Origin of the sequence: Rhizobium sp. C4 (assembly GCF_021026315.1) — a bacterium.
In the GTDB taxonomy this organism is placed as follows: domain Bacteria; phylum Pseudomonadota; class Alphaproteobacteria; order Rhizobiales; family Rhizobiaceae; genus Ensifer_A.
In genome coordinates, this window is record NZ_JAJNCX010000009.1 from 124367 (window position 1) to 137504 (window position 13138).

Here is a 13138-nt window from a genome sequence, read left to right on the forward strand (position 1 = left end):
ACGAAGACGACAAAGATGCGCCGCGGCGGCCCGCCGTCGGGTGCGCCGGGTTCAAGGCCCGGTTCTGGCCGGACGGACAAGCGCGAGCGCCCGCGCGAAACGCCGGCGGCCGAAAACGATATGCGCGCCAAGAGCGCCCCAACCAAGAGCGCCCCATCCCGGAATGCTCCGGTGAAGCCGGAGCGCGCAGCGCCCGCCGCCCCCGAACGCCCGCTGATGACGCGCACCGGCGAAAAGCCGGCGGAGCGCATCCCCGTGATCCTCGAAAACCAGTCGTCATCCGGCTTCCGCCTGATCGATAGCGGTGCCGGCGAAAAGCTCGAGCAATATGGCGACTATCGCATCGTCCGGCCGGAAGCGCAGGCGCTCTGGCAGCGGTCGCTGGCGACAAAGCACTGGGACCATGTCGACGCCGTCTTCACCGGCGATACCGACGAGGACGGCATGGGCCGCTGGCGCTTCCCCAAGGGTGCGCTGGGCGAAACCTGGCCGATGCAGCTTCTCGGCACCGAATTCCATGGTCGTTTCACCAGCTTCCGCCATGTCGGCGTCTTCCCCGAGCAGCAGGTTCACTGGGACTGGATGCGGCAGGAAATCGAGAAGGCGAAGCGCCCGGTCAAGGTGCTGAACCTCTTCGGCTATACCGGCGTCGCCTCGCTGATTGCCGCTGCCGCCGGTGCCGAAGTCACCCATGTGGACGCCTCGAAGAAGGCGATCGGCTGGGGCCGCGAGAACCAGTCGCTCGCCCGCCTCGACAAGGCCCCGATCCGCTGGATCTGCGATGATGCGATGAAGTTCATCGCCCGCGAGGAACGTCGCGGCAGCCGCTATGACATCATCCTCACCGACCCGCCGAAATTCGGCCGTGGTCCCAATGGCGAGGTCTGGCACCTGTTCGACCATCTGCCGCTGATGCTCGATATTGGCCGCGAACTTCTGAGCCCCAAGGCGCTCGGCTTCGTGCTGACGGCCTATTCGATCCGCGCCAGCTTCTATTCGATCCACGAGCTGATGCGCGAAACGATGCGCGGCGCCGGCGGCGTGGTGGAATCCGGCGAACTCATCATCCGTGAAAGCGGGCTCGACGGCTCTGAAAGGGGCAGGGCGCTTTCCACATCCCTCTTTTCCCGTTGGGTGCCCGCATGAGCGACGCGACAAAGGGCGGCCCCGGCCGCGTCGGACAGGTCAAGGAAGTCACCAGCCTGTCCAATCCGATCATCAAGGACATCAAGGCGCTGTCGTCGAAGAAGGAGCGCGAGGAAACCGGCACCTTCATGGCCGAAGGCCTGAAACTCGTTATCGATGCGATCGAGCTCGGCTGGTCGATCACGACGCTGGTTTACGCCAAGAATGCCAAGGACAAGCCGCTCGTCGCCAAGATGGCGGCCCGCACGGTCGCCGCCGGCGGCCTCGTGCTGGAGGTGAGCGAGAAAGTTCTTTCCGCCATCACGCGCCGCGACAATCCGCAAATGGTGGTCGGCGTCTTCAAGACCAAGTGGCGCTCTCTCTCGGACATCAGGCCCTCGGTCAACGAAACCTATATCGCGCTCGACCGCGTCCGCGACCCCGGCAATCTCGGAACCATTATTCGGACGGCGGATGCTGCCGGCGCTTCGGGCGTCATCCTGGTCGGCGAATGCACCGACCCGTTCTCGCTCGAAACCGTGCGCGCCACCATGGGCTCGGTCTTCGCGCTGCCCGTCACCCGCGCCACGCCGGAAGAATTCCTCGCCTGGAAAAAGGGCGCAGGTGTCTCTGTTGTCGCGACCCATCTCGCCGGCGCCGTCGATTACCGCACGGTCGATTACAAGAAAAAGCCCGTCGTCGTCCTCATGGGCAATGAGCAGCAGGGCCTGCCCGACATGCTGGCGAAGGAAGCCGATCAGCTCGCCCGCATTCCGCAGGCAGGGCTTGCGGATTCGCTGAACCTCGCGGTCGCCACGGCCGTCATGCTCTTCGAGGCGCGCCGGCATCTGCTGACGCTGGAGCCGCGCTGATGGACAATGTCTCCCTGTTCTCGCGCGCTCGCCCGGCGATTGCGCTGATCATTGCGCTGCTGATCCTCGATCAGCTGACGAAGATCGCCGTCGATCACTATCTGCCGCTGCAGGAGCCGGTTCATCTCCTGCCGGTTCTGGCGCTTTACCGCACCTATAATACCGGTGTCGCCTTCTCGATGTTCGACGAGACGCCCGGCTATCTGATCGTCGGATTGCGGCTTGCCATCGTCGCCTTCGTCACCTGGCTCTGGGTGCGCACCCCGGCGGCACGCTGGATGGCCCATCTCGGCTTCGTGCTGGTGATTGCCGGCGCCTTCGGCAATCTCATCGACCGTTTCCTTTATGGTCACGTCATCGATTTCGTGCTTTTCCATGTCGGAACATGGTCCTTTGCCGTCTTCAATCTGGCCGACAGTTTCATCACCGTCGGTGCCGTACTGATCGGCTTTGACGAAATCTTCGGAAGCGGCGAAAAATCGAAATGAACGATTAACGAAGCCCGGAAACACTTCTGTAGCTTTCGCATGTTAGCTCTGGCTCATGCGCGATTTTCAAGAACCGGACCTCGATATCGAAAAACTTCCTGCCGGTCGCAAGACCGGGAACCGGCTTGGCGCCTGGTTCCGGCGGCTTCTGGCTGGCCACCGGCCGTTGTCCGCCGATCATGTTCCAAGCCTCAATCTCACCCGCGAAGCGCTGGCCCGGGCCGAGCGCGAAAGCGCGATGAAAAGCCGGATTCTGGCAACCGTCAGCCATGACATCCGCACGCCGCTTTCCGGCATTGCAGGCATGAGCCACCTTCTCAGCCAGACCCGGCTGACGCCCGAACAGGCGAACTATCTTTCCGGCATCGGCCAGTCTGTGCAGGCGCTGTCGCAGCTGGTTGATGATCTTCTTGATTTCTCGGCCATTGAGGCAGGCCGCTTCAAGCTCCACCCGCGCGACGACGATCTTCGCCAGATGATCGAAAGCGTGGTGGAGATGCTGGCCCACCGCGCCCATGAAAAGGGCGTCGAGATTGCAAGCTGGGTGGCAGCCGATGTCCCCGGCCTCCTCTCCTTCGACCCGGAGCGCCTGCGCCAGGTTCTCTTCAATCTCGTCGGCAATGCCGTGAAATTCACCAGCGAAGGCGGCGTTCTTGTCTCGGCGTCCATGGTTGACGGCGAACTCGAAATCCGCGTCCGCGACACTGGCCCCGGCATGTCGCCGCGCGGCCAGGAAAGGCTGTTCCGCGAATTCGAGCAGGTGGGCGAGGAAAAGAGCCGCATCGGCGGCACCGGTCTCGGCCTTGCCATATCCCGCCGCATCGTTCTGGAAGCCGGCGGCAGCCTTGCGGTCGAAAGCCAGCTTGGCGCCGGCAGCACCTTCATCGTCCGGGTTCCGGTCGGCCAGCCATCCGATTTTCGCCTCCGCCAGGCGCGTGCCACCATGCTGTCGAGCACGCATATGCTGATCATCGCGCCCGATGGCGTCTGCCGCGAGGCGCTGGCTGCGGCCGTCACGAGCCTTGGCGGGCAGGTCATGGTCGCCGCAACGCCGGCAGATGTCGTGGCAAGCCTCGATGCCGCCTCCGAAGCCTTCACCGATATCGTCGTCGACCGCCGTCTGGCCGATCTCCTCTCGGAGGATCTGCGCAAGCATCCGGGTTTCCGCAATCCGGCCACCCGCCGCATCCTGCTGATCGATCCCGAAAGCCGCGGCGGATCGCGCTTCTTCGGCACGGGTTACGATTCCTGGCTTGTACGTCCGTTGCGTGAGCGCTCGCTCATCGGCGTTCTGCAGGGCCGCATGAAGGGGATCGAGCTTCGCGATCCGATCAACGACAACCGCTCCAACACCCGCTGGACGCAGGCCGAAGGCAGCGGTCTCGACGTGCTGGTCGCAGAGGATGATCCGGTCAATCGGCTGCTCCTCAAGACCGTGCTCAAGAAGAGCGGCCATCGCGTGTCAGAGGTGGAAACCTTCCGCGATCTGGTCGCGGCCGCCACGCAACCGACCGCCCGGCCCGGCGCAATCGTCACCGACCTCTCCATGCCCGGCGGCAATGGTCTGGATGCACTTGCGGCGATCCGCGATTTCGAGCGTGCCAACAGGCTCGCCGAGGTTCCGGTCATTGTCGTGACCGGCTCGGCGAGCGCCGAGACGCGCAAGGCTGCGATCGAGGCAGGGGCAACCGAGCTTTTCATCAAGCCTGCGGATCCCTCGGCCCTTGCCGACCTTCTCGCCTCCTACGCGGCGCGTCGCGCTGGCTAACAATCCTGGTGATCTGACCGGCCGGGACACGGTTCTGTCCTATTTATGTCACCCGCATGTCGTATATTCGTGTTTAATCGCCCTCAACTGAACGAGGCTTGAATCGCGATGACGACAGAAACGCTCAACCCCGACATCCTGGCAGGACAGGACGCGACACTGGCGCGTCTGGCCGCAGACAAGAGCGGCGTTCTCGGCCGCATTGGCACGTTGGAAACCCGCATCGCCCGCACCGCGTCGGAAGTCGATGCGGCACAGGCGATCCGCTATCGGGTCTTCGTCGAGGAAATGCACGCGCAGGTTCCGCCGATGGCGCAGCTGAAGCGCCGCGACATCGATGCCTGGGACGCGATCTGCGATCATCTTCTGGTTCTCGACACCGCCCTCGAGGGCGATGCCGAAGACCAGATCGTCGGCACCTATCGCCTGCTGCGTCAGGATGTCGCCATGGCCAATGGCGGTTTCTATTCCTCATCCGAATTCGAGGTCGCCGACCTCGTCGCGCGTCATCCGGACAAGCGCTTCATGGAGCTCGGCCGCTCCTGCGTGCTGCCGGAATACCGCACCAAGCGCACGGTCGAGCTGCTCTGGCAGGGCAACTGGGCCTATGCCCTCAAGCATCGCATCGACGTCCTGTTCGGCTGCGCCTCCTTCTCGGGCAGCGTGCCGGAAGAGCATGCGCTGGCGCTCTCCTACCTGCACCACAATGCCCGCGCCACGGGCCGCTGGCGTGTTGAGGCACTGCCGGAACTCGAACATTCTATGGATCTGATGCCGGCAGAAGCGATCAATCCGCGCAAGGCGCTCGCCGCCCTGCCGCCGCTGATCAAGGGCTATCTGCGCCTCGGCGCCATGGTCAGCGAGGGCGCCGTCGTCGACCGCGCCTTCCGGACCACAGACGTGCTGATCGTCCTGCCGATCCACACGATCTCCGAGCGCTATCGGAACTACTACGGCAACGACGCCGGCCGGTTTGCGGGCTGAGCTGACGGCTCCCTCACCCTGAGGAGCCTGCGCAAGGCGCAGGCATCGAAGGGGCCTTGCCATAAACACGATGCACAAACGCGATCCTTCGAGGCCGCCCTGTGGGCGGCACCTCAGGATGAGGGCAGCGTTGTTGCGCGCCCCTTACGCCCACTCACCCTTGCGGAACACCGGCACCTTCGAGCCATCGGCGGCGATGCCGTCGATGTCGATCTCGCCGGATCCGATCATCCAGTCGATATGGATGAGCGAGGAATTGCCACCCTGCGCCTTGATCTGGTCCTGGGTCAGCGTCGCGCCATCGACAAAGCACTTGGAATAGCACTGGCCAAGCGCGATGTGGCAGGCGGCGTTTTCGTCAAACAGCGTATTGTAGAACAACAGGCCTGACGCCGAGATCGGCGAGGAATGCGGCACCAGCGCCACTTCGCCGATGCGCCGCGCGCCTTCGTCGGTGTCGAGCACCTTGAGCAGCACGGCCTCGCCCTTCGTCGCCTTGGCTTCGACAATGCGGCCCTGCTCGAAACGAACCTCGATATTGTCGATCAGCGTGCCCTGATGGCTAAGCGGCTTGGTCGAGCGGACATAGCCGTCCACCTTGCGCGCATGCGGCGTGGTGAACACCTCTTCGGTCGGGATGTTCGGGTTGCAGGTGACGCCATTCTTGGCGACCGACGCCCCGCCATGCCATTCATGGCCATCTGCCAGACCGACCGTCAGGTCCGTGCCCGGCCCGGTGAAGTGGAGGGCTGCGAAACGCTTGTCGTTCAGCCACTTGGAGCGCTTGGCGAGGTTGGCGTTATGCTCCTTCCAGGCCGCAATCGGATCGTCGCGATCGACGCGCGAGGCGGCAAAGATCGCATCCGCCAGCTTCTTCACGGCCTCGTCTTCGGGAATGCCGGGGAACATCTGCCTGGCCCAGGACGGGTTCGGATAGGAAACGATGTTCCAGTTGATGTCGAAATTGGAAATCTTCTCCAGCGCCGGCTTGTAGGCCACCGACATGGCGCGGTTGGCGCGCGCCACCTTGGCGGAGTCTTCATTGGCCAGCAACATCGGGTTGTCGCCGGAAATCGCAAGCCGCGCCGTGCCGGCCTCATAGGCCTTGGCCATGCCCTCATAGAGCCAGGTGGCCGCCTTGTCGAAATTCTTGTCGCTGCCATAGCGGTAGCGCGCCAGCGTCGCCTCTTCGTCATTGTAGAAGGCCGAGACAAGACCGCCGCCGGCGAGATACGCATGCTTGATGATGAGGCGCACCAGCGGGGCCGCCGCAAAAGGTGCGGTGATCACCAGGTCCTGGTCCTGCTGCAATTGCAGGCCGACCTTCACGGCGACTTCAGCCAGCTTTTCAAGCTTTACGGGATCGATGGGCGTCTGGGTCATGGTCATGTCTTCCGATGATTGAACTTCATAGTGTGTGGGATGCCGATGCGGCAATTTGAAGAGGCAGGCCCGAAACTAGGCGATCACGGCGGCCGCTTTCGCGCCGATGGCGGAGAGCGCATCCGCCGGCGCAAGACGGACCTGAAGCCCGCGCTGTCCGCCATTCATGAACACATAAGGCTCGGCCATCGCGCTTTCCTCGATCACGGTCGGAACCGCCTTGCGCTGGCCGAAGGGCGAAATGCCACCGACAACATAGCCGGTATGCTTTTCTGCGGCTGCCGGCTTCATCATGTTGGCCGACTTGCCGCCAAAGGCTGCCGCGAGCTTCTTCATAGACACTTCGTGGTCGGATGGCAGCACGACGCAGACCGCCTTGCCGTCGACTTCCGCCATCAGCGTCTTCAGCACGCGTGAGGGTGGCTCGCCGATCGCTTCCGCCGCCGCCATGCCGATGCGGTCGGCATCGGGATCGTAATCATAGGCGACGACCGTATAGGCGACCTTCGCCTTGTCGAGCGCCTGCGTGGCCCGTGTTGACTTCGCCATCTGTCAGGCTCCGAAAAAGTCCGAATAAAGCTCCGGCTTGAAGCCGAGTATCAGCTTGCCGTCGACATCAAGAACCGGCCGCTTGATCATCGAGGGCTGCGCCAGCATCAGGCGGATCGCCTTGGCCTCATCGAGATCGGCCTTGTCGGCCTCGTCGAGCTTCTTGAAGGTCGTGCCCGCGCGGTTCAGCACCTTGTCCCAGCCGAGTGCCGCGCACCAGGCCTTGAGGGATGCCTCGTCGATGCCGGATGCCTTGTAGTCGTGGAAATCACAGGCCACCCCATGCCCCTTCAGCCAGTCGAAGGCCTTCTTCATGGTGTCGCAATTCTTGATGCCATAGATCGTTGTCGTCACGCGTTCGGTCCCGTTCGTCAAGCCGTATAAGTCGGTGATCCGGCGGCGAGCGTCAAGGGTCTAGGCGCCCGCGCACGTCTCGCGCAAACCCATCTATATCCTGCAGATACACCCGGATAACTCAATTTTTAGACTTTGCTGTTAGACCACCGGCATAAGTTCTGCGGGGCCTTGCCCCATACCGGTTCTCGCCCATGATGAGCACCACGAAAGCGTTGAAATTTGCCCTCCGCCTTGCCCGCCACCGTGCCGGCTCGGCGGCGGTGGAATTCGCGATCGTGTTCCCGCTGATGCTGGTGATCCTGGCCGCGACGGTCGATCTGGGCTTCGCCTATTACCAGAAGTCGCGGGTCGGTTCGGCGATTTCGGCTGCTGCCTACTACGCGGTCAGAAACGGCAATACGCTGACCAGCGCCAATGCCGACCTGATGCGGGTGACGCTCGAAAGCATCATCCGCAGCACGCTCGGCATGTCGACCAACATCACCGTCTCGATCCTGATCAACAATTCGACGAACGCGCTCGATGCCTCCAGCTATTTCTGCGTCACCGGCTATCCGCCGACCTATTCCAGCACCGGGCTCACCCCCGCCAGCTGCTCGGCCAACCTGACCTCCGGCAAGTTCGTGACCATTCGCGTCACCGAACAGCTGCAGCCGCTGATCCTGTCGCCGGGGTTTCTTTCCGGCGTCTACGGGCTCAACAGAACCGTCGTCGCGAGGGTCAGCTGATGCGGTTTGGCGTGGCGGCGAGGGGGCTCCTGAAGAGGCGCGATGGTGCGGCCGCTGTCGAATTCGCCGTGGTGTTCCCGCTCTTCGTTCTCGTCATCTTCGGCGGCCTCGCCTTCGGCATGGCGATGCTCAACCTCAATGCGCTGCAATCGGTGGCCACGCAGGGCGCCCGCTGCATTGCCATTTCGGGTTCGTCCTGCACCACCGCCGTCGCCGGCTGCACCGACACGCCGCAGCAATGCTATATCGAGCAGCTCGCGGTGAAGCAGGGGCTCGTCCGCCTCAAGGCCAACCATATCACCATCATCCCCACCTACCTCGTCGGCGTGGCAAGCTTCACGCGGGTGCAGATCACCTATCCGATGAGCGTGGCAGGCTACAGTTTCTCCATCAGCGCGACCGCGCAGTTTCCGAACGGATAGCGCCCATGCCCGTGACAAGAGCAATCTCCGTCATGATTTCCGCCACCCTCGCCCAGCTGCGCCGCCTTTCGGCAGCGCGCGATGGAGCCATGGGGATTGTCGGCGCATTCACGGTCGTGATCCTCATCGCAGTGTCCGCGCTGGCGCTCGAAGCCTCGCTTCTCTTCGTCAAGAAGGGTGACATGCAGCGCGTGGCAGACCTTGCCAATCTCGCGGCCGCCGGAACCAGCGGCGCCATTGTCAACGGCGCGGCGAGCCCGCAGGCGGTCGCGACCGCGCAGCAGGTCGCCACCATCAACGGCTATTCGCCGAACATTCTCACGACCAGCGTCACCACCTCCCCGACCCAGGGGCAGCTGCTGACGACGACCATCGCCAATCCGGTGACGCTGACGCTGGGCCAGATCCTGACGAAGACCGGCTCGGTCTCCGTCAATGCGCTCTCCAGCGCGTCCGTCGCCTCGGGAGCGGCATCGGGCGATTGCCTGCGCACGCTCACCGGCGCGCTCAACATCTTCAGCAGCGCTGCCGTGAACGGCACCGGCTGCACCGTCGCATCAGCCACCTATCTCTATTATTGCAGCAACATGGCGAGCAAGGTTTCGGCCATCGAGATCGCCTATTCGCAGGCCGCAGAACAATACAGCATCTGCTACAATGCGCAGCTGACGCCGGGCCTCAGCAGCTTCACCTTCAACAAGACGAGCACCGATCCGCTCACCTCCGACACCCGCATCGCCACGATGAAGAAGCGCCTGCAGGGCATGTCCAGCTGGCCCTATACCAGCTCGTTCATGAAGCCGCTGACGCCGGCAGCCGTCTTCGGCGGCTCTAGCCTGAACTACACGAACACGACGGCGACCGTCTCCGGCACCAAATTCTCCTCGCTGACCGCCCAGAACGCCACCGTCACCTTCACCGGCGCGGGCGCTGCCGACACGACCTGCACCAAGCCCGTGACGATCACCGGCAGCGTCACGCTCTCTGGGAGCACGACGATCGTGCTCGGCAGCGGCTGCTATGTGATCCAGGGTGTGCTGGGCGTGTCCAATGGCGCGGTGGTCAACGTCGTCCCGGCGGCCGGCGCCAATGTGACCCTCGCCCTGCAGCAATACATCTATAACGGCAATGGCTCGATCACCTTCGGCAACATGCTGTTCTCGACGGTGGCTTCCATCAACAACGGCAATGGCGGCAACGTCGCCTTCGGCAACGGTCCGTTCTACCTCGGCGGCGGTATCTACAACACGACAGGCAACGTCACCTTCGGCAACGGCCCGTTCTATTTCAACACCGGCACGGTCAACAATGGCTCCACCGGCACGATCACCTTCGGCAACGGGCCCTTCTATTTCTACTATTGCGGCCTGCTGAATTCCAACGGCACAGTCACGCTCGGCACCGGCGATTTCGAGTTCTACAATGCCAGCATTTCGACCTTCAACAGCTCGAAGACCACTTTCGGCAAGGGCAACATGGACCTCTACACCACGCCGCTCTATATCGCCGGCGCGGAATTCACGCTGGGCGGAACCGGCGATGCCGTCAACGGCGCAAGCTCCATGTTCTTCTACTGGTCGGGCCTGCAGATCGCGTCGGGCAAGTTCACCGCCAACGGCACCTCGATGGGCTTCTGGTATGGCAGCTTCACGCTCTCAAGCTCAAGTGCGGCAACCATCACAGCCCCGACCTCTGCCGCCCCCACCTATGGCTACCAGAACGTCTTCGCCTATCTCTACGGCGCCAATTTCTCGATCTACCAGGGCAATGCCACCGACAGCCTCTCCGGCCTCGTCTACAACCCCGGCAACGACGTCAGCCTCTTCGGCCAGCAGACCAGCACCATCCCCCAGGGCGGCTGCTTCGCCATCATCGCCGCCACGATCAGCATCTACAACGGGTCCAATGCGGCGCTGAGGGCCTGTGGGACGGGGACGGCGAATACGCAGGCGGTGATGGCGAATTGAGGGTCGCCTTGCGTTGATCTGACTTGCTTTGGAGAGAAATGGTGCCGCTTGCAGGACTCGAACCTGCGACCCCATCATTACGAATGATGTGCTCTACCACCTGAGCTAAAGCGGCATTCCAGACCGGGAAGGTGATATGCTTCCGGCGTTTCGTGAGGCGCTGATACAGGCAACGCCTTGCAATTTCAAGCCGGTTTTTCGGTCGCAGCGAGAAAATTCGTGGGGTGTCGGGAAAACGGGCGCCGTCGCGGGGGCGTGCTCCTCCTCGTCGCGGCCAGTTGCGCTGCTGCGGCGCGCCTGTGTCGCGGCGATGCGTTGCGGGTGGGGGCTGTCCAGGCTCTGCGTCCGCGCGCGATCTGTCGGTCTCAGCGCTTGGCTTTCGCCTTCTGTCCTGCCGTGCCGCCCAGAGGCCATGCGGCCGGCCAGCTTTCGGGGCCGTCGCCATATTTGCCGTCGCAGTCGTCCTTGTCGGTTTCCTTCAGCAGGACAAGCGCGCGGCCGGCGCCGCCTTCGGAGATCTTCCATTTGTAGAACGATCCGCAATCGCCAAGCCCGCGCCCCTTGAAGAAGGAGGTCATGGTGTCGCTCTTCTCGTCGTAGTCGAGATTGTAGCCGGTCGTGGAAACGCTCGGGCCATCCTTGGCCATGACGGGAAACTGCACCTGCTCCAGCATCGTTTCCAGCTGGTAGTAGGCGACGAAGGGAACGTTATAGGCGCCGGGCGCACCGCAGGGGATGACGTAGAGCGCCTCGGTCTCGCTGTAGCGGCGGGTGAATCCGCCAAGGCCGGCCAGCATGCTTTCGTCCAGCCCGCCACAGGTGGCGTCCTCGTTGGTGAAATTCGTGCGGATCTCGGCAGGCACATCGGTGAACTTGCGGATATCGGTCACCGGCGGCAGCGGGCTCGGCGGCTTGTCGCCCCTGGAGACCAGCGCATCGGTGTGGCCGACGCGGTTCTGCGTGTCGTCGAGAAAGAGCAGGCTCGCCGCCATGCCGTCCAGCGGGATTGTCGCCTTCGTGGTCTGGCCGCCGGCGCGCGCGGTGATGCCGATCGTCTTGCCCTTGCGCAGGGCCTCGACAAGCCCATCCGTGCCGATATCGCCGGCGAGCCGCCAGGCAGAGGTGTTGGCATCATAGGAAAGCTTGTCGTGCCCGAAGCCCTGCTCCGCCCGGCCGTCGATCGAAAGCGCAATCGTCAGGTCTTTCGCCGCTTCGCCGAAGACGTCGCCCGGCAGGCCGATGGCCAGCGTTGCCGGTGTCGCCGGCCCGATTTCGCGCATCACGAAAGCGCTGGCGCCGGCCTTGTTGTCGGTGTCGTAGAAGCGCAGCTCGCAATTGCGCCCGTTGGTGCAGGAAACCTCCCATTTGCCGAAGCTCTTGAAGGCGCCGGCAAGGGCAGACGAAAAAGGCGCGGCTGCCAGCGCCGCGCCGATCAGGAACCCTGCCATCCAGTGTCTATGCCGCATGCGTCCTGCCTCCCGTTGCGGGCGGCAGAATAGCAGTGCTTGTCTCAACCGCAAATGGACTTCTTCGCGGCGATATATTCCCGCTCCAGCCGGTCGACGAGGGCGGCGGTGGAGGTCACTTCCTTGACAGCGCCGATGCCCTGGCCGCAGCCCCAGATGTCCTTCCACGCCTTGGCGCCACCGGTGGCGGCCTGGCTGAAATCCATCTTCGACGGATCGGCCTCGGGCAGATGGTCCGGGTCCATGCCGGAGGCCGCAATCGAGGGCTTCAGGTAGTTGCCGTGCACGCCAGTGAAATAGTTGGAATAGACGATATCGTCGGCATTCGAGGCGACGATCATCTCCTTGTAGGCGTCCGCCGCGCGGGCTTCGTGCGTGGCAATGAAGGGCGAGCCGATATAGGCCATGTCCGCGCCCATCGCCTGCGCGGCAAGGATCGCCCCGCCATTGGCAATCGCGCCGGACAGCAGCAGCGGCCCGTCGAACCATTCGCGGATTTCCTGGATCAGCGCGAAGGGCGAAAGCTTGCCCGCATGGCCGCCGGCGCCGGTGGCAACCGCGATCAGGCCGTTGGCACCCTTGCGGATTGCCGAATGGGCGTGCCGGTTGTTGATGATGTCATGCAGCACGATGCCGCCATAGGACTGGATCGCCTGGTTGACCTCCGGCACGGCGCCGAGCGAGGAAATGACGATCGGCACCTTGTATTTGACGCACATCATCAGGTCGTGCTCGAGACGCTTGTTCGAGGTATGGACGATCTGGTTGACGGCAAAGGGGGCGGCCGGGCGTTCCGGGTTCCGGGCGTTGTGATCGGCCAGTTCCTCGGTGATCTTGGCCAGCCATTCGTCCAGCTGGGCCTCGGGCCGCGCGTTCAGCGCCGGAAACGAGCCGACCACGCCGGCCTTGCACTGGGCAAGGGTCAGGTCCGGATGCGAAATGATGAAAAGCGGCGATGCGACCACCGGCAGGCGCAGGTTGTCTTTCAAGATCGGCGGCAGAGCCATGGTTCCTCCCGGCTTGTCCAAT

13 protein-coding genes and 1 tRNA gene are annotated in these 13138 nt (G+C 63.4%); 8 read left to right on the forward strand and 6 right to left on the reverse strand.

Going from position 1 to position 13138, the window contains the following annotated elements; genetic code table 11:
* Positions 1-15 precede the first annotated feature (15 nt).
* From LQK84_RS16390 to LQK84_RS16410, 5 genes are all read left to right on the forward strand, one after another.
* Positions 16-1146, forward strand: a complete 1131-nt coding sequence (locus tag LQK84_RS16390; RefSeq protein ID WP_442966975.1) for a class I SAM-dependent methyltransferase — start codon at positions 16-18, stop codon at positions 1144-1146.
* Positions 1143-1997: a TrmH family RNA methyltransferase gene (locus LQK84_RS16395; protein ID WP_230829800.1), complete on the forward strand. Its 855-nt coding sequence runs from the start codon at positions 1143-1145 to the stop codon at positions 1995-1997. The genes LQK84_RS16390 and LQK84_RS16395 overlap by 4 nt, the downstream gene beginning before the upstream one ends.
* A complete protein-coding gene (gene lspA, locus LQK84_RS16400; protein WP_230829801.1) occupies positions 1997-2485 on the forward strand; it encodes a signal peptidase II in 489 nt (162 codons plus the stop codon). The genes LQK84_RS16395 and lspA overlap by 1 nt, the downstream gene beginning before the upstream one ends.
* 55 nt (positions 2486-2540) lie before the next feature.
* Positions 2541-4253 carry an ATP-binding response regulator gene (locus LQK84_RS16405; protein ID WP_230829802.1) on the forward strand — a complete coding sequence of 571 codons (1713 nt, stop codon included), beginning with the start codon at positions 2541-2543 and terminating at the stop codon, positions 4251-4253.
* 108 nt (positions 4254-4361) lie between these two features.
* On the forward strand, positions 4362-5237 hold the full coding sequence (locus LQK84_RS16410) for a GNAT family N-acetyltransferase (RefSeq protein ID WP_230829803.1): 876 nt from the start codon (positions 4362-4364) through the stop codon (positions 5235-5237).
* 144 nt (positions 5238-5381) lie between these two features.
* Here the strand turns inward: LQK84_RS16410 and LQK84_RS16415 are convergent, their stop codons facing one another.
* The 3 genes from LQK84_RS16415 to LQK84_RS16425 all read right to left on the reverse strand — a co-directional run bounded on the left by LQK84_RS16415 (position 5382) and on the right by LQK84_RS16425 (position 7523).
* Entirely contained in the window at positions 5382-6620 is a 1239-nt protein-coding gene (locus LQK84_RS16415; RefSeq protein WP_230829804.1) for an aminopeptidase, read from the reverse strand.
* Between the two features lie 75 nt (positions 6621-6695).
* On the reverse strand, positions 6696-7169 hold the full coding sequence (ybaK, locus tag LQK84_RS16420) for a Cys-tRNA(Pro) deacylase (RefSeq protein ID WP_230829805.1): 474 nt from the start codon (positions 7167-7169) through the stop codon (positions 6696-6698).
* A gap of 3 nt (positions 7170-7172) precedes the next feature.
* Positions 7173-7523, reverse strand: coding sequence for an ArsC family reductase (locus LQK84_RS16425; RefSeq protein WP_230829806.1), 351 nt, complete (start codon positions 7521-7523; stop codon positions 7173-7175).
* A gap of 194 nt (positions 7524-7717) precedes the next feature.
* Here LQK84_RS16425 and LQK84_RS16430 point away from each other — a divergent pair, with 194 nt between their 5' ends.
* From LQK84_RS16430 to LQK84_RS16440, 3 genes are read left to right on the forward strand one after another with little or no spacing between them, the layout of a single operon-like run.
* Positions 7718-8254, forward strand: coding sequence for a TadE/TadG family type IV pilus assembly protein (locus tag LQK84_RS16430; RefSeq protein ID WP_230829807.1), 537 nt, complete (start codon positions 7718-7720; stop codon positions 8252-8254).
* On the forward strand, positions 8254-8676 hold the full coding sequence (locus tag LQK84_RS16435; protein WP_230829808.1) for a TadE/TadG family type IV pilus assembly protein: 423 nt from the start codon (positions 8254-8256) through the stop codon (positions 8674-8676). The genes LQK84_RS16430 and LQK84_RS16435 overlap by 1 nt, the downstream gene beginning before the upstream one ends.
* 5 nt (positions 8677-8681) lie before the next feature.
* Positions 8682-10643 carry a Tad domain-containing protein gene (locus LQK84_RS16440; RefSeq protein WP_230829809.1) on the forward strand — a complete coding sequence of 654 codons (1962 nt, stop codon included), beginning with the start codon at positions 8682-8684 and terminating at the stop codon, positions 10641-10643.
* A 39-nt stretch (positions 10644-10682) separates the two neighbouring features.
* Here LQK84_RS16440 and LQK84_RS16445 read toward each other — a convergent pair.
* The 3 genes from LQK84_RS16445 to LQK84_RS16455 form a co-directional block, all read right to left on the reverse strand.
* Positions 10683-10758 (reverse strand) — tRNA-Thr (locus tag LQK84_RS16445).
* 250 nt (positions 10759-11008) lie between these two features.
* Positions 11009-12109: a DUF1176 domain-containing protein gene (locus LQK84_RS16450; RefSeq protein WP_230829810.1), complete on the reverse strand. Its 1101-nt coding sequence runs from the start codon at positions 12107-12109 to the stop codon at positions 11009-11011.
* A gap of 44 nt (positions 12110-12153) precedes the next feature.
* Complete coding sequence (locus LQK84_RS16455; RefSeq protein ID WP_230829811.1) at positions 12154-13116, reverse strand: NAD(P)H-dependent flavin oxidoreductase; 963 nt, start codon at positions 13114-13116, stop codon at positions 12154-12156.
* Between the last annotated feature and the right edge of the window lie 22 nt (positions 13117-13138).